The sequence below is a fragment of the uncultured Arthrobacter sp. genome (assembly GCF_947495145.1).
Taxonomy (GTDB): domain Bacteria; phylum Actinomycetota; class Actinomycetes; order Actinomycetales; family Micrococcaceae; genus Arthrobacter_D.
Genome location: NZ_CANLXP010000013.1, coordinates 50,852 through 67,301, shown reverse-complemented (window position 1 = coordinate 67,301; position 16,450 = coordinate 50,852). Strand labels below are relative to the sequence as shown.

The following is a 16,450-nucleotide window of genomic DNA, read 5'->3' as shown; positions in this document are numbered from 1 at the left end:
GAGTTGGCAGGACACACCCCTTTTGGGGCTCCATAAGGGGCGTGTCCTGCCAAATCAACGGGTGGTGGCGGGGGCAACTTCTTCGCTGCGCTGCGCCCCGAACGGCTGCCACAGCGAGCGCGGCCAGAACCGGGCCCGAATCCGAGCGGGAAGCGTCGCGGACTTGTGCAGCGCGTCGGCGACGGACTGAACGTCATCCCAGTCGTTTGTCGAGCGGGCTTCCGCCCCGGAGACCGCGAACTCGGAGTATTCCTCTTCCTCATAGGCGCGTCGTAGCCGCGATAGCGCCTCCGTTGGAGACGCGTGGCTCTGGACCGGAGACGCGTGGCCCTGGACCGGAGGCGCCAAACCCGCAGACCGCTGACCCGCAGAAACCCCGCTCGTAGATTCAGTGGCGAAGCCAACCCGCAACCGCTGCTCGAACGTCCGCGGAGTGTCGGTGGATAGGGGCGGAATGCCGTAGTCGGCAGCCAGCTCGACCGTCTCAGCCCACGCCACCGTCGCAGCCCCCACACCTGCGGCGTTGGCAGTCACCGCACGACGACGGCGCCCAGTCCGCAACGACCGCCACGCCATCGGCATCAACGCGAGCAACACCACGAGCACGCCGAGGATGACACCGAGCATCGAACTCCGCTCCGCGCTTTCCTGCACCGCCTGCGCTGACTCTTCCTCCTCGGCCTGCGGAGAAGGAGTCGCGGTGGACGGTGCCACCGGAAGAGCGTCCGGGTTCAGGTTGCCTTCATCCGGCACGGGGCCGGTGGGCACAACGGTCGAGAACGCGTATTCGGGGACGGACCCTCGGGACGGCGTAGGCTCAAACCGCACCCAACCGACGCCCTCGAAGTACAGCTCGGGCCACGCATGTGCGTCTTTGGAATTGACCGAGTATTCGGTGAACCGTTCACCGTTCGGGCCACGTGACACCTCGCCGGTCGGCGTCCCGGGAGAGTAGCCCACAGCCACCCGACTCGGGATTCCCGCCTGCCTGGCCATCACTGCCATGGTCCCGGCATAGTGCACGCAGTACCCGGATTTCGACTCGAGGAAACGCGCCATCACGTCCAGGCTGTTGCCGTCGTAACCGCCGTCCACCGGAGCGTCCACCGAATACACAAACGACGGCCCGCGCAGGAACTGTTGGATGGCGATCGCCTGGTCGTACGGGTTGGTGATGCCCTCGGTCACCGCCGCAGTTGTCTCACCGATGATGCCCGGCATCGAATCGGGAAGGGCGAGGAACTGCTCCGGCACTGAATCGGGATCCGCCGCCGGGATGGCCTGGAGCCGTTCGCGGGTGAGCACCGGCTCGGCGCTGCGCACCAGATACTCCTGCTGCGCGGTGGACCCGCCGTCGATCGCGAGGATGCTGAGGGTTCCCGGATCATAGGCCCACCGACCGTTCAAGCCTTCGATGGACACCGGAGCGTACGGCGCCAGCAGCCACGGGCTCGTGAAGCTGTCGGTGCTGATCCGGGTGAGCGTGGTCGCCTCGAAGGGCTGGCTGTCCGAGGATAACTCCTCCACGCCCGCCACCCGCTGGCCCAGCCGCTGATCGGGCTCCCACCGCTGACCGCTGAAATCCTCCAGTGTGACCGACCTCAGGTACAGGGGATCATCGGAGGTGGTGGAGTACACGATCCGCCCGAAACCGTTCGGATTCCGCAGGTCGTTGCCGAGCGTGACGATCGGATTAAGCCCCGTCGCCGTTCCCCACAGGTTCACCCGCGCACCCTGCGGAAAGGCTCCCGAGTTGAAACCGGGAATAGCCAGGGGAAGCACGACGGCGATGCCCAGTGCCAGCGCCCCGATCGTCAGACCCCGAGACAGATGGGCACCCGACAGTTCGCCCGACGACGCCGACTCCCACCGCGCCTCCCGCCAGTGAGCACAACCCAGCAGCAGTAAAAACCCAGCCACCGCGGCGATGAAGGACGGCACACCCACACTGTTGATGCGTACGACGGCGGGAACCACCAGAACTGCCAGCAGCGCCAGTCCGGCGGTGGCCGGCATCCGAAGAGAATTGGCTAGGGTGTCGACGAGGATCGCAATGAGCCCGACACCTGCACACACCACTAGGAACAGCCCGGCAGTTGGCAGCACCGGCGCCACCTGCGACACCACAGTATTCTCGGCGTGTCCCAGCAGGATGGTCAGCCGGCCGATGAAGCCGTCACCCGGAAAGACACCAAGGGTGCTCTGCGACGGAAAGAACTGCCAGATCAACGAACCAGCCAAGGCAATGACGCCGACCAGGGGAGCGAAATACGAGGGCAGGGGGGAAGCCCGCGTCAGTGCCATGAAGAACAGGACCGTTCCCACGGTCACCAGCACGGGCGTGAACCAGGTCCACCCGAAAATTACTCCGGACAGACTGACCGACGTCAGCATCACCGCAGCGAACGACGCCGCGCTAACCAGCAGGTGCCAGTAGCTCCGTCGCGGAGCGTCCGGCCGGTTGGGAAGAACCCGCTGTGCCTGCCCGCTGCTGCTGGCTGGCCGCGAAAGGGTGGCGGTCATGCGTGCGCTCCTGAACCGACAGAACCTGATGAACCGACGGACCCGACAGAACCTGATGAACCGACGGACCCGACAGAACCGGCTGAATCATCAGACCCGGCTGAACCAACAGAAGCGGATCCAGACCCAGAGCGAGAGCCGGACCCGGACCCAGACCCGGAGCCGAACGTCGTCTTCGCGGTGGACGAAGTCACCGTGGCGGACGGCGTATCGAAGTGCGCCCAGGCGGACGCGACGGACGCGTTCGGACTTACCGCCACAACGTGCCAGCCGGCACCGCGGAGCACGTCCATCACAGCGTGCAGGTCTCGCGGACGCTCGCTGACCAAAATGGCTAGGGACTGCGAACCGTACTCTGCCGCCGGCCCCAATTCACGGGCCTCAGCCTCACTGATGGCACCGAGCAGGGCGATCAGCGGCCCGCGGTTCTTCAGCCCGGCCAGCTTGTCCAGCATGGGATCGCCAAACGGCTCCGCACTCGGCGCAGAGCCGCCGTTAGCGGCCCGCCGCACCGCATGCGATCCAGAACCCGAACCAGACTTCGAACGCGCTGAACCGGAGCCCGCCCGCGCGGAGTCAGACCCGTCCGATCCCGAACGCCGCTTCTGCGTCGCCGAAGGCCGCTTCGTGGGATCCGGCAGCAACTCCAGCGCCGCCAGCCCCTGCGCAATCCCGTGCAGCCCGGCCTGGCCGAAGAACTCCTCATCGTCGGGCCACGGTGCAGACACCGATCGCCGCAGCGCCGGCGCACCCGTTTCATCGACGAACCGCAGTGAGTAGTTGCGATCCAGCAGGTGCGCCGCAATGGAAACTGAAGCAACCACAGCCCACTCGAACGTGGGCGAGGAGAGCATGCCGTTGTCCGCGTCCGGGTCGGCGAACGCGGACAGGAAACCCGACCCGTAACTGGCCTGCCGCTGATCGAGGATCAGGGTGGCCTCGGGGGTGGTGACCGATTCCTCCTGCCGCACCATGAGCTCGTTGTGCCGGGCGGTCGCGGCCCAGTGGACCCGGCGCATGGGGTCGCCGTGGCGGTACTCGCGGGTCATGACGTCGTCGTCGCTGGGGTTGGCGTTCCGCCGGGTCACGGCATTGCCGTCGGTCCCGCGCACGCCGGTCAGCGGAGAGTAGGGCAGATCGAGCGGGCTCGGCGTGACCACCAGCCGGTCGGTGCCGCCGAGGGTGTGCCGGGAGACGCCCAGGCCAAAGGGGTCGGTGAAACCGGCGGTGACAGGGCCGACGTCGTACACTCCCCGCGCTGCCGACCGCAGCCGGTACTCATACAGACTCACCCCGCTGGGAGTGGGATGACGGGCAGGGAAGTGGAACTCGGGGGCCTCGCCAAAGCGCTGCGGCAGCTGCTCATGCATCACCACTGAACCGCCAAGCGGCCCGTCCGAGGCCACAGATAGCGTGACCGTGGTGGTGAACCCGGTCTCCATGCTCTGCGGTGCGAAGGTTCGGTGCACGGTGAACCGCGGCTTCGCCAGCCGGAGCACCAGCACGGACACCAGCGGCAGGAGCACCAGCAGGGTGCCCAAATAGAGCAGATCCCGCCGGCCGAGGAACTGCGCGAACAACAGCGACAGCACACCGGCCGCGGCCAGTCCCCACCCACGGGCAGTGAGGATCCGCGGCAGGCGCTCGACCAGGAACATGGCGTCAGCCGTTTCGTGAGGACGCGCTCGCGGCGTCGCGCGCCACCGGCACCCGGGCGAGGACGCCGGCAATGATCGACGACGGCGTCTCACCGGAGCTGAGCGCCTTCCGGTCCAGGATGAGCCGGTGTGCCAGCACCGCTTCGGCGACGGCAGCGACGTCGTCGGGCAGCACGAAGTCCCGGCCCTCCAGCGCAGCACCGGCCTTCGCCGCCCGCAACAGCTGCAACAGGCCGCGCGGGCTGGCACCGAGCCGGAGCTGCGGGTGCTGGCGGGTGGCGTGCCCGATTCCGACCGTGTATTCCTTCACCGCGGGGGAGACGTACACCTGCCGGACCTGGCGGATCATCGCCGCGACGTCCTCGACGCCGGCAACCGGCTGGATGGAGCGCAGCGGCGAGACGGACTGGTGGGTTTCCAGCATCTCCATCTCAGAGCTCATGTCCGGGTAGCCCATGGAGATGCGGGCCATGAAGCGGTCGCGCTGGGCTTCGGGCAGCGGGTACGTGCCCTCCATCTCGATCGGGTTCTGGGTGGCGATGACCATGAACGGCTCGGCCAGCCGGTGGGTGGAGCCGTCCACCGTGACCTGGTGTTCCTCCATGCACTCAAGCAGGGAGGACTGGGTTTTGGCGGACGCGCGGTTGATCTCGTCGCCGATCACGATGTTTGCGAACACGGGACCACGCCGGAACTCGAACCGGTGGGAATCCTGGTTATAGATGGAGACGCCGGTGACGTCCGACGGCAGCAGGTCCGGGGTGAACTGAATCCGGTTGACGCTGCAGTCGATGGTGCGCGCCAGGGTCTTCGCCAGCATCGTCTTGCCAACCCCCGGCACGTCCTCCAACAGCAGGTGCCCCTCGGCGAGCAGCACCGTCAAAGCCAGCCTGGCGGCGTCGGGCTTGCCGTCGATCACCGTGTTGATGGACTTCAGGATGCGCGCGCTGGTGTCGTGGAACGTCTCACCGGTCATCGGTGGGCGAACGGTTTCCGCACTTGTTCCCACGGATGCGCCGGGCGCCGTGCTGCCGTTGGGGGTGGCGTACTGGTTGTGGGCGTCCATCGATACCTTCCGTCAGACGCTGCCGGGAACGAAGAGCCACCTCAGTGTGGAAAACGTCGATGGAACACGTGCTGGGCAACGGTTGCTAACTAGCTCAAGACTACTAGGACAACTGGACTTCGGGGCGGAAAGTTCCACAGACCCGGGCCCGCAGGAAGAGGGCTGCAAGGAAAGTCTAGGGTTGAACCATGTGCACCAGTTCGATCCCCGTCCAGTACCGCCCCGAAGAGACGACGGCGGAGGGCTCACCTTCCGGCCGGTCACGCGCTCCCGAGACGGGCGGCCGCAGCCGGAAACTCGACTACCCACCGGCTCCCGAGCCGCTTCCGTACCCCGTGATGGACAACCACACGCACCTCGATTTCCGTGACGGGCAGGTTGCCGTCAGCGCCCGTGACGCGATGGATGCGGCCGAGGCGGTCGGCGTCGGCTTCGCGGTGCAGGTGGGTACGGACGTAGAGTCCTCCCGGTTCACCGTCGACGCCGTTGACCGCGACCGCCGCCTGCTGGGCGCCGTGGCGATCCACCCCAACGAAGCGCCCGTGCTCGCTGAGGCCGCCACGCTTGAGGACGCGCTCACCGAGATCGAGAAGCTTGCGCAGCACCCCCGCATCCGGGCGATCGGCGAGACCGGCCTTGACTACTTCCGCACCGGCGAGGACGGGCGCGAGAGACAGGAATACTCCTTCCGCCGGCACCTCGACATCGCCCGCCGGCTCGACCTTGCCCTGCAGATCCATGACCGGGACGCGCACGACGACGTCGTGAAGGTCCTGCGCTCGGAGGAACCTCCCAGCCGGGTGGTCTTTCATTGCTTCTCCGGCGACGCCGACCTGGCACGGGTCTGCAACGAGAACGGCTGGTTCATGTCCTTCTCCGGCACCGTTACCTTCAAGAACGCCCGCGACTTGCGTGACGCCCTGGAGGTTGCCGATACGCAGTTGATCCTCACCGAAACCGATGCGCCGTTCCTCACCCCGCACCCATTCCGAGGGCAGCCGAACGCGAGCTACGCGGTCCCGTACACCGTGCGGTTCATGGCCGAGCACCTGGGCACGGACCTCGAGGAGCTCTGCCGGACCATCAACGCGAATACCCGCCGCGCGTACGGCGAGTGGGACTGATTGACTCGCTCTCCGGCACCGTTACCTTCAAGAACGCCCGCGACTTGCGTGACGCCCTGGAGGTTGCCGATCCGCAGTTGGTTCTCACCGAAACCGATGCGCCGTTCCTCACCCCGCACCCGTTCCGGGGGCAGCCGAACGCCAGCTACGCTGTGCCGTACACAGTGCGGTTCATGGCCGAGCACCTGGGCACGGACCTCGAGGAACTCTGCCGGACCATCAACGCGAATACCCGCCGCGCGTACGGCGAGTGGGACTGATTGACTCGCTCCATTACTTATTCGTAGCGCGTCCGATATGATTGCGTAATGGCTGTCCTCAGTGTTCCAGAATTGGCTAAGCGACTTTCGGTGAACGAAAGCCGGGCACGGCTTCTTGTGCAATCCGGGCGTATCCCTGCCCGGAGAGTCGGGGGTCGGTGGGTTATTGAGGAAGCGGATGCCGCTCAGTACCGTCGAGGAGTTCCGGCGGGGCGGCCTTTGTCGGAGCGCAGCGCCTGGCAGCTCGCTTGGAATGCCTGGAGCGACGCTCCCCGCGGGACGCCTGCGATCGATAGTGATCTGTCCCCTGTAGAACGACACCGGCTCAAGCAACGAGTGGAGCGGCTGCAAGAAGCGTCGGATCCGTTGCCTCTCGTTTGCTCCCTGTTAGCTAAGAGAGCCGAGAAAGTAGAGCTGTCCAGCAGCCCCGCCGACCTCAAGGACCTGCGCGAGGATCAGCGTCTTCGGTTATCCGGAGTTTCTCACAGATCGTCAGGGTTGCTCTCCAATTTGGAGGTCGAGGCGTACGTCAACCGCAGGGACTACGACGCTTTGATCAGGGACTGGTTTCTTGTGAAGTCCAGTCCCGGCCAGCGACCAAACGTGATTCTTCACATTGCAAACGACGTTCCGGAGCAACTGCCGCCGCTGCTAATTGCGGCAGATCTCGCTGAGCGCCCGGGAGCCCGAGAACAGCAAGCAGCCCGCGAAATTCTCAGGAGGATCTTGAAGTCCCCGCGTGATCATCCCGACGGCGATGCGGCTGACTGGCTAGTGCCCGGCGCCGAGCTTCCCAGCCAGACGTTCCCGCATGAGGACTGAGGCGTCGTTGAGCCCAATGACCTCGACGCGCTTACCGTGGGAGTGGTACTTCTCCGTGATGGCGTCCAGCGCCGCAATAGTCGACGCGTCCCAGAGGTGCGAAGCGTGCATGTCGATGATTACCCGGTCCGGATCCATCGCGTACTCGAACTGCGTGTAGAGGTCGTTGGACGACGCGAAGAACAGCTCACCGTCCACCACATAGGTGGCCACCTCTTCGCCGTTCAGCTCCAGCACGGTGCGTTCCACGGTGACGAAATGCGCCACCCGCCGGGCGAACGCGACCATGGCCACCAGCACACCCACGCCGACGCCGATTGCCAGGTTATGCGTCCACACCACAACGACAACGGTGCTCACCATCACCGCGGTTTCGCTCTTGGGCATCCGCTTCAGCGTTGAGGGCTGCATGCTGTGCCAGTCGAAGGTCGCGATGGACACGAAGATCATCACTGCGACAAGCGCTGCCATTGGAATGATTGCAACGATGTCGCCGAGTGACACCACCAGGATCAGCAGGAAGACGCCGGCAAGGAAGGTGGAAATACGGGTGCGGGCACCGGATGCCTTCACGTTGATCATGGTCTGGCCGATCATGGCGCAACCGCCCATACCGCCGAAGAAGCCGGTGATGATGTTCGCTCCGCCCTGGCCCCAGCTTTCCCGCGTTTTGTTGGAGCGGGTGTCGGTGATGTCGTCGACAAGCTTCGCGGTCATCAGGGATTCCAGGAGACCGACCAGTGCCAGCGCCAGCGCGAACGGCGCGATGATCTCGAGCGTCTCCAGGTTCAGTGGAACGTTCGGGAAGAACAGGCTGGGGAAACTGTCCGGCAATTCACCCTTGTCACCGACGTTGGGGACCCGGACCGAGGCAAAAACAGCGAAGAGGGTCAGCGCAACGATCGCCACCAACGGCGCCGGAACAACCTTGGTCAACCGCGGCAAACCGAACACGATCAGTAGGCCCACCGCAACCATGGGGTACACCAGCCACGGGACGTCAATCAGCTCCGGTACCTGCGACATAAAGATGAGAATGGCCAAGGCATTGACGAACCCGACCATGACCGAGCGCGGAATAAAGCGCATGAGCTTCGCCACGCCAAGCAATCCCAGCGCTACCTGGAAGACGCCGCCCAGGATCACAGCGGCAATGAAATAGTCGACGCCGTGGCTCGCCACCAGCGGCGCGATCACCAGGGCGACGGCGCCGGTCGCCGCTGAGATCATCGCCGGCCGTCCGCCGAGGAACGCGATGGACACCGCCATGGTGAAGGACGCAAACAGGCCCAGACGGGGGTCGACACCGGCGATAATGGAGAACGCAATCGCTTCAGGAATCAGGGCAAGCGCAACCACCAGCCCGCCCAGCACCTCGACCTTCAGCAGCCGGGGGTTCTTCAGCGTTAGAAGGACCGACTGGCGTTCAATCGGCGTGAGAGCTGCGGTGGACGTAGGCATACGGGTGTTCCTTCAAAAGCGGGGGAGCGAAGCGGTACGATGCGCGGTCTTTCCGGGGTTTCCGGTAAGGTCGGGAGGTTGTACGCCAATGAGCGAAGGGCGGCGGTGCGCCGTCGCAGGTACGCCAGCGTCAATTCTAAACGCTCGAGGAAATTCAAGAAGTACTGAGGGGAATCCATGACGAGCGCAACAAACACCGCCGAGGCGGTACGCCCAGCCACCATTGCTGAGCAGGCCCGCAGAAGGCGCACGTTTGCTGTCATCTCGCATCCGGATGCGGGCAAGTCAACGCTGACCGAAGCGCTCGCCCTGTACGCGAGCGCAATCCAGGACGCCGGGGTGACCCACGGCAAATCCAGTCGCCACGGCACGGTGTCGGACTGGATGGGCATGGAACGCGAGCGCGGTATCTCGATCAGTTCCGCGGCGCTTCAGCTGGAGTACCGCGATACCGTCCTGAATTTGGTGGACACCCCCGGTCACGCTGATTTCTCCGAGGACACGTATCGGGTCCTTGCAGCGGTGGACTGCGCTGTGATGCTGATCGACGCAGCTAAGGGCTTCGAACCGCAGACGGTGAAGCTGCTCGAAGTGTGCAAGCAGCGTGGGCTTCCCATCGTCACGGTGGTCAACAAGTGGGACCGGCCCGGCCTGGATGCCTTGGGGCTGATCGACCAGATCGGCGAGCGCACCGACATGGTGCCGGTTCCGTTGACCTGGCCCGCGGGCATCGCCGGCGATTTTCAAGGAGTGCTCGATGTGCGCACCGACAGTTCCATCGCATTGGAAGCGGTCGACGGCGGTGCACAGCCGGCTCTGGAGACAACCATCGATCCCTCCGGGCTTGATCCGCATTCCGCGCTGGTGTGGGAGACCGCGAGCGAGGAGTTGGGTCTGGTGGCGTCCTCCAACGGAGAGTTCGACGCCGCGGCGTTTGCCTCAGCGCAGCAGACTCCGGTCCTGTTTGCCGCTGCCGCCCGGAACTTCGGCGTGCGTCAGCTGGTGGACCTGCTGGTGGAAGTCGGCTCAGCGCCGACACCGCGGGCTACTGCGGATGGCGCCAGTCGCCCGCTGGAGGCGGGCTTTTCCGGCTTTGTGTTCAAGGTCCAGGCCGGCGCGAACACCGCACACCGCGACCACATTGCCTACCTTCGAATTTGCTCCGGCGTCTTCGAACGGGGGATGGTCATCACCAATTCCCGCACCGGCAGGCCGTTCGCGACCAAGTATGCCCATCGGGTTCTGGGGCGGGAGCGGGAAGCCCTCGAGCAGGCCTGGCCGGGCGACGTCGTCGGGCTGGTGAACGCAACGAGCCTGCGGGTAGGGGACAGCCTTTACCAGGATGAGCCGGTGACCTTCCCGGAAATCCCGCACTTCTCGCCCGAGCTGTTCGTTACGGTGCGGGCGAAGGATCCCGGCCGATACAAACAGTTCCGGCGGGGTATTGAGCAGCTCGATCACGAGGGTGTCATCCAGGTGCTGCGCTCCGAACTGCGTGGTGACCAGGCGCCCGTGCTCGCCGCCGTCGGTCAGCTTCAGTTCGAGGTGGCAGAGCAGCGAATGCGCACCGAGTTCAATGCACCGGTGTCAATGGAGCATCTGTCCTACACCCTTGCCCGCCGCATCCCCAGTCCGCCAAGCTCCCTTCCTGATTCATTCCGGGGCGGGGAGATACTGCGGCGGTCCGACGGTGAATGTATCGCCATCTTCGGTGACCGGTGGAAGCTTGGGCACTTCGCCGACGCCTTTCCGGACCTCTCGCTGGAACTCATCGGCGCGGCCTGAGCCACGCGGCTGCAGCGAGCAACAGTCGTATTCAGCAGCCCGAGCTTGCCCTCGTATCACAGTTAGATTACGGTGAACACTTATTAGCCGGGGTCGGGGAAGGCTTTCGGACTGATGCCGTCCGCTGCGGACGGGTTCCTACTGCGTTACCGCTGGCGTTGAGCCGCGCCTGAATGAGGCATGTCAGGCGTGCACAGCTCAACTCAAGTGGTGCGCTCAGGTGCCTGCCGCCGTCGTTCATTTGCCTGCGCACTTTGTGCTGCGCCCACTTCGTGGCGCGCGGATCCAAGCGCTCTTTCCCCGTGCCCGGATACGACGCGGAATGTGGGACGTTGTGGCACGAAGAGTGGCGAAGAGAGCGGCAAAGCGTGATGCCAAGGCCTGGGCGGTTCTGACCGGGCAGGGCGTGGTCATGCTGAGCCTGGTGGCTGGGCTTCTGGCCTTCGTTGGGAACGGCAAGAGCGTGCAGGTGGTTGTCGACGGGCAGTCGAACACCGTGCAGACATTCGGCGGCACCGTGGCCGAGGTCCTGCGGACCGCAAACGTGACGGTCACAGCGAACGACGACGTGTACCCGGCCCTTGCCGCGGCCGTTGACGACGGCGCCGCCATCCAGGTCAACAAGGCAGCCGCCATCGAGGTGGAGCTCAATGGAGCCGAGACCGTAGTCCACACCACCGGCGAGACCGTGGGTGAACTCGTGACCGACCTCGGTGTGGCCCGCGATTCCGACATTTCCGCGCCGGCTGAAACCCCGCTTGTCACCCTCAGCTCAACCCTCAGCATTTCGACGCCGAAGACGGTCACCCTGGCGGTGGACGGCAAGGACCGGCGCATCGAGACCACCGGAAACACCGTGGCGGACCTGCTCACTGAAGCGAAGGTCACCCTCGGCGACGAAGACCGCGTGTCAGTGCCGGTCCACAGCTCGCTGGTCACCGGTATGGGCCTCAAGGTCACCCGGGTAGAGACCGGCAAGAAGGTCACCGAGACCGAGTCGATCGATTTTCCCTCCACCGAGCAGGAATTCGCGGAGCTCTTGATCGGCGAACGCGGAGTGGTCCAGGTCGGCGTCGCAGGCGAACGGACCCGCGTCTTCACCGTCACCGTCATCGACGGCAAGGAAACCAGCCGGGAAAAGGTCAGCGACAAGGTCACCCGCGAGCCGGTCGAGGAGATCGTGGCCGTCGGAACCCGCGAGGAAGAGCCGGAGCCCGAGCCGGAAGAGGAAAAGGCTCCCGAGGTTGAAGCCGCAGCCGAGGCCGCGCCCCCGGTGGAAATCGAAACGCCCGCGCACGCCCCCGCTGCAGTGGTTGCAGGCGGCGGCGCGTGGGATGCCCTCGCCGAGTGCGAGTCCGGCGGCAACTGGTCCATCAACACCGGCAACGGCTACTACGGCGGCCTGCAGTTCAGCGCGTCGAGCTGGCTCGGTGCCGGCGGCGGCAAGTACGCCCCGCTGCCGCACCAGGCGTCGCGCGCCGAGCAGATCGCAACCGCCGAGGTGCTCAAGCAGAACGGCGGCTGGGGACACTGGCCGTCCTGCTCCTCGAAGCTTGGCCTGCGGTAACCCTTTCGCAGCTTGTTCAGCGCCCCTGCCGGTGTCGGCGGGGGCGTTGCTGTTTCCGGCGGGCTTGTTCTGACTTCGTCCCGACCCTGTCCCGATTTGCTCACCTTTCACCACTCCGGTTCCGGCCCCGCCGCGTCAGTACGCCGACGACGACGGTGGTCACCACCGAAAACTGAGCAGACTGGAACGGGTCCCAGCAGGACCCGCCTGCAGGGCTGGTCAGCCGGGTCCCGCTACGATGGCTAGGTGAAAGACAAGGCGAGCCCATCCGCGGCAACGGCACTGCTCGGCGCGAGCGAGATCCGTCGGCTGGCCGAGGAACTGGGCATCCGTCCCACCAAGACGCTGGGCCAGAACTTCGTCATCGACGGCAACACCATTCGCCGGATCGTCGCTGCCGCAGCGGTCGACCCGGCCGAGACCGTGCTCGAGGTTGGACCCGGACTTGGCTCACTGACTTTGGGTCTGCTGGACGCCGCGCAGCGCGTGGTGGCCGTCGAAATCGACCCGGTGCTGGCCGCACGCCTGCCGCAGACCATCGCGCAGTGGCGCCCCGAGCGGGCTGCCTTCTGCGACGTGCTGCAGGGCGACGCGATGCGCGTCACCGAACTCCCGGCCGAACCCACCGCGCTGGTGGCCAACCTCCCGTACAACGTGGCCGTTCCCGTGGTGCTGCACTTGCTCGCGCACTTCCCGTCGCTGCGGCACGGACTGGTGATGGTGCAGGACGAGGTTGCCGATCGCCTGGCCGCGCCTCCCGGATCCAAGGTGTACGGCGTGCCGTCGGTCAAGGCCCAGTGGTACGGGAAGATGCGTAAGGCCGGCGTGATCGGCATGAACGTGTTCTGGCCGGCGCCGAAGATCGCGTCCGGCCTGGTCGCCTTCGAGCGACATGAGCAGCCCAAAACCCCTGCTTCACGCGAGGAAGTGTTCGCCGTCATCGATGCGGCCTTCTCCCAACGACGCAAAACACTCCGCGCGGCGCTCGCAGGGTGGGCCGGCAGCGGTGCCCTCGCGGGCGAGGCATTGGCCCGGGCCGGTGTTGACCCGTCCGCCCGCGGCGAGGTGCTCGACATCCACGCGTTCGCCCGCATCGCCGAAGCCAAGCAGCTCCCGCAGGCGTAGCCCGCCCGTTCCGGGCACAATTCTGCACTTTGTGACCCAACAGAACGACGACGGCGCAGCGAATTCGCGTAAACTCGCCTCGGCGAGGGGTAGGGGGAGCGGGAAACTGCAGGATCGTGTCCGCCCACCCGAGGGCCGTTACTACGGTACGCGGTCGGCGCGCGGCACAGCAGCGCTCTCCCGCACGATCACCGCGGGCCGTTCCGAGGAGAACCGCTTCGGTTTCTCCCCGTCGTTGAGCTGCTCAAGCAACAGCCCGAAAGCACGCTGTCCCAGGTTGCAGAAATCCTGTCTGGCGGTGGTGATTGAAGGACTCCAGAGGTCGGATAGCGGGTGATCATCGAAACCGACCACGCTGATGTCGTCGGGAGTCCTGACACCTTCGTCGGCGAGCCCCCGGATGACGCCCATTGCTATCTCGTCGTTGCCGCAAAATACCGCGGTGACCGATGGGTCCGAGGCCAACGACCTGCCAATATCCCGTCCCGATCCCGGGCTCCAGCTTGCGTCGAGCAGCGGCGGAACAGGGGCACCCGCCTTGCGAAGCGCACGCCGCCACCCAGTGGTGCGTCCGTCTTCGCGCCGTGACGGTGGAACGCGAACATGGTGAACGGTCTTGTGCCCGAGCCCGAGGAGATATTTCGTCAGTTCCTCGGCCGCGCGGGTCTCATCAAGGACCGCCTGCGGGATGCTGGTGTCCCGCACACCGGAAATAGCGACGGTGGGTACGTAGTCCGGCATCTTGCTCAGCGCTGCTACTCCGGGAGGGTCGAACTTCAGAGCGAGTACGCCAGCGAGGTCCTGGCCCAGCACCAGTGAGACTGCGCGTTCGACGTCGTCATCCGCTGTGGTCTCCACGACCGCGATCGAGACAATGAAACCTTGCGCTCGGGCGGCAATCTCGATGCCGCGGATGGTTTCCGCATACCCGTACTGCGAGGTGTTGCCCGCAATGACACCCACAACGCTCGCCCTTTTTGATGCGACCGACCTCGCGGCGGCGCTCGGGCGATAGTTCAGAGCTGCGATCGCGTCGAGTACGCTCTGCCGCTTCACAGGACTCACGCGCGCTGCCCCCGTAAGGACGCGGGACACTGTGGGCACCGACACTCCGGCAAGGCGTGCGACGTCGGCAATAACCGGCGAGCGCTGTTTCCGCTTTGACGTTGTCAAGAACTCCCCGTACATCAGTCCTTGAGGGGAGACGGGTCTTGTTTCCGCGATGCGTTGCGCCGATAAGTCGGACACCTCGCCAACGCTCACTTGACCGCTCCACTCGTGATTCCTGAAATGATCTTACGTTGCGCCACGATGAACGTGATGAGCAGCGGCAGGCTCATGAGAATGATGTAGGAGAAGATGAGGTGCCAGTTCTGCAGGTATAGGCCGGCGCTGGCTACCTGGTACAAGTTCAGCGGCAGTGTATCGATACGCCCACCGATGACGAAGAGCGCGTAGAACACGTCGTTCCAGATGTACAGGCAGATCAAAATGGTTGCTGTGGCCAGGACCGGGACCAGCAGCGGCAGGATAATGCGCGCGAACACCTTGATCGGGGACGCTCCGTCAACGCGCGCCGCTTCCTCCAATTCCGGTGGAATAGTTCGGACGAACCCTGTGACGAAGAAGATCACCGTGGACAGGTACATCCCCATGTACACGCCGATCATGCCGACGGCGGTGCCCGCGAGGCCTAGCTGGCGAAGCAGGAGGACCACAGTGACGACGGCAGGAGGCAACACAATGCCGCTGATCGCGAGCGCGTAGACCATGGCCATGCCCCTGCTGCTGCGCCGGCCGAGTACCCAGGCGGCCATGGAACCGAGTAGCAGTACGCCAAACACAGCCGGAACCATCACGAGCAGGCTTCCGAAGAACGCCGTTACCATGCGCCCGTCGTCGAAGACCTGGGCGAAGTTTTCGAAGAGCCGCCAGTCGGATGGCGGAGCGAGATTGGGATTGAAGGCTTCGGCCTGGTTTTTTCCAGCGGTGCTGATCACCAGCCAGAACGGCACACCGAGGAGCAGCACGGCCGCAGCCAAGGCGAAGGCCGGCTGAATGAACCGCCGCTTCTCGCTGGCGGTTCGACGACGCCGGTTCAGCGCGGCAGTTGTAGTGCTCACAGTACGTCCTCCCTCTTGCGGAGAATCGAGATTAGGGGGAAGGCCAGGATCATGACGGTCAGGAACAAGACCAGGCTCATGGTTGTCGCCTGGGCAAAGAGCCCCTGGCCGAAGGTACGAAAGATGAAAATGTTCAAAAGCTCCGTGGTTCCGCCGGGTCCGCCCTCGGTGGTGGCCTGAACGATGTCGAAGCCGTTCATGGAGCCGAGCAGAGCCGTTGCAACATTGAAGGTGACGGCCGGTGCCAGAAGCGGGAAGCGGATTTTGCGGAAGGTTGCCCACCAAGATGCGCCGTCGATCTTCGCGGCCTCGACGACGTCCTCACTGATGGTCTTCAGGCCGGCCAGATAGATGAGCATCGAGAGGCCCATCCATTTCCAGGCATGCACGAGCGCAACTACGACGATAGTCCAGGTGGTGTTGCCCAGCCATGCGATGGATACCTCGGAGCCGGAGACGAAGCTAAGGATGCCGTTCAACGCACCCCCGGGCTTCAGGAGGGCCTGGAAGATGTAGCCGACGGCGAGCGCAGACATGATGACGGGAACAAAGAACGCCACCCGCACTGCGCGGTTCACTTTGGTGTCCCGTTCCAGCAGCAGGGCAAGTATCAGGCCGAAGAGGTTCTGGAAGATCGCTACCAGCACCGCATAGATCAAAGTGACCTTCAGGGAGTTGAGCAGTGTGCCGTTGGAGAACAGCGATACAAAGTTCTCGGTGCCGATGAAATTGATCGCTGACTTGAAGCTGGACCAGTCTGTGAAGGCGTAGACAAAGTTGAACACCGTGGGGATGAAGAAGAAGACCACGAGGACAATCAGGGCGGGAACGAGGAACCAGAGCGGATGGTCCTTGTGCCTGCGATCCGGTCGCGGAGTCGGCGCTGTCGATTGAGGCGGTGCCTCTTTCCGCGTTGAGGTGATACTCGCAGTCATG

Annotated in this window: 13 protein-coding genes; 6 read left to right on the top strand and 7 right to left on the bottom strand. The window is 64.8% G+C overall.

From position 1 onward, the window contains the following. Positions 1 to 54: 54 nt before the first annotated feature. From Q0877_RS11145 to Q0877_RS11135, 3 genes are read right to left on the bottom strand one after another with little or no spacing between them, the layout of a single operon-like run. Positions 55 to 2,523 (bottom strand): DUF3488 and transglutaminase-like domain-containing protein, encoded by a 2,469-nt coding sequence (locus Q0877_RS11145; protein ID WP_299167779.1) that lies wholly within the window; start codon positions 2,521 to 2,523, stop codon positions 55 to 57. Then, positions 2,520 to 4,181 carry a DUF58 domain-containing protein gene (locus Q0877_RS11140; protein WP_299167760.1) on the bottom strand — a complete coding sequence of 554 codons (1,662 nt, stop codon included), beginning with the start codon at positions 4,179 to 4,181 and terminating at the stop codon, positions 2,520 to 2,522. The genes Q0877_RS11145 and Q0877_RS11140 overlap by 4 nt, the downstream gene beginning before the upstream one ends. Before the next feature lie 4 nt (positions 4,182 to 4,185). After that, positions 4,186 to 5,247 carry a MoxR family ATPase gene (locus Q0877_RS11135; protein ID WP_299167758.1) on the bottom strand — a complete coding sequence of 354 codons (1,062 nt, stop codon included), beginning with the start codon at positions 5,245 to 5,247 and terminating at the stop codon, positions 4,186 to 4,188. A 188-nt stretch (positions 5,248 to 5,435) separates the two neighbouring features. Here Q0877_RS11135 and Q0877_RS11130 point away from each other — a divergent pair, with 188 nt between their 5' ends. Genes Q0877_RS11130 through Q0877_RS17105 form a run of 3 tightly spaced genes read left to right on the top strand, consistent with a single transcriptional unit; the run spans position 5,436 to position 7,453 of the window. Beyond that, positions 5,436 to 6,371, top strand: coding sequence for a TatD family hydrolase (locus tag Q0877_RS11130; RefSeq protein ID WP_299167757.1), 936 nt, complete (start codon positions 5,436 to 5,438; stop codon positions 6,369 to 6,371). Beyond that, on the top strand, positions 6,362 to 6,631 hold the full coding sequence (locus Q0877_RS11125) for a TatD family hydrolase (RefSeq protein WP_367182165.1): 270 nt from the start codon (positions 6,362 to 6,364) through the stop codon (positions 6,629 to 6,631). The genes Q0877_RS11130 and Q0877_RS11125 overlap by 10 nt, the downstream gene beginning before the upstream one ends. Before the next feature lie 48 nt (positions 6,632 to 6,679). Next, positions 6,680 to 7,453, top strand: coding sequence for a helix-turn-helix domain-containing protein (locus Q0877_RS17105; RefSeq protein WP_367182164.1), 774 nt, complete (start codon positions 6,680 to 6,682; stop codon positions 7,451 to 7,453). Here the strand turns inward: Q0877_RS17105 and Q0877_RS11120 are convergent. Beyond that, positions 7,403 to 8,914 carry a SulP family inorganic anion transporter gene (locus tag Q0877_RS11120; protein WP_299167755.1) on the bottom strand — a complete coding sequence of 504 codons (1,512 nt, stop codon included), beginning with the start codon at positions 8,912 to 8,914 and terminating at the stop codon, positions 7,403 to 7,405. The genes Q0877_RS17105 and Q0877_RS11120 overlap by 51 nt on opposite strands. A gap of 177 nt (positions 8,915 to 9,091) precedes the next feature. On the opposite strand from Q0877_RS11120, the gene Q0877_RS11115 reads away from it, so the two are divergent. The 3 genes from Q0877_RS11115 to rsmA all read left to right on the top strand — a co-directional run bounded on the left by Q0877_RS11115 (position 9,092) and on the right by rsmA (position 13,391). Then, positions 9,092 to 10,699, top strand: a complete 1,608-nt coding sequence (locus Q0877_RS11115) for a peptide chain release factor 3 (RefSeq protein WP_299167753.1) — start codon at positions 9,092 to 9,094, stop codon at positions 10,697 to 10,699. 346 nt (positions 10,700 to 11,045) lie between these two features. Next, the gene (locus Q0877_RS11110; RefSeq protein WP_299167751.1) at positions 11,046 to 12,266 is read left to right on the top strand and encodes a resuscitation-promoting factor; all 1,221 of its coding nucleotides are present in this window, start codon (positions 11,046 to 11,048) and stop codon (positions 12,264 to 12,266) included. 246 nt (positions 12,267 to 12,512) lie between these two features. Continuing rightward, positions 12,513 to 13,391, top strand: a complete 879-nt coding sequence (rsmA, locus tag Q0877_RS11105) for a 16S rRNA (adenine(1518)-N(6)/adenine(1519)-N(6))-dimethyltransferase RsmA (RefSeq protein WP_299167749.1) — start codon at positions 12,513 to 12,515, stop codon at positions 13,389 to 13,391. Between the two features lie 141 nt (positions 13,392 to 13,532). Here the strand turns inward: rsmA and Q0877_RS11100 are convergent, their stop codons facing one another. The 3 genes from Q0877_RS11100 to Q0877_RS11090 all read right to left on the bottom strand — a co-directional run bounded on the left by Q0877_RS11100 (position 13,533) and on the right by Q0877_RS11090 (position 16,449). Then, on the bottom strand, positions 13,533 to 14,564 hold the full coding sequence (locus Q0877_RS11100; RefSeq protein WP_299167747.1) for a LacI family DNA-binding transcriptional regulator: 1,032 nt from the start codon (positions 14,562 to 14,564) through the stop codon (positions 13,533 to 13,535). A gap of 86 nt (positions 14,565 to 14,650) precedes the next feature. Beyond that, entirely contained in the window at positions 14,651 to 15,514 is an 864-nt protein-coding gene (locus Q0877_RS11095) for a carbohydrate ABC transporter permease (protein WP_299167745.1), read from the bottom strand. Beyond that, positions 15,511 to 16,449, bottom strand: a complete 939-nt coding sequence (locus tag Q0877_RS11090) for a carbohydrate ABC transporter permease (protein WP_299167743.1) — start codon at positions 16,447 to 16,449, stop codon at positions 15,511 to 15,513. The genes Q0877_RS11095 and Q0877_RS11090 overlap by 4 nt, the downstream gene beginning before the upstream one ends. Between the last annotated feature and the right edge of the window lies 1 nt (position 16,450).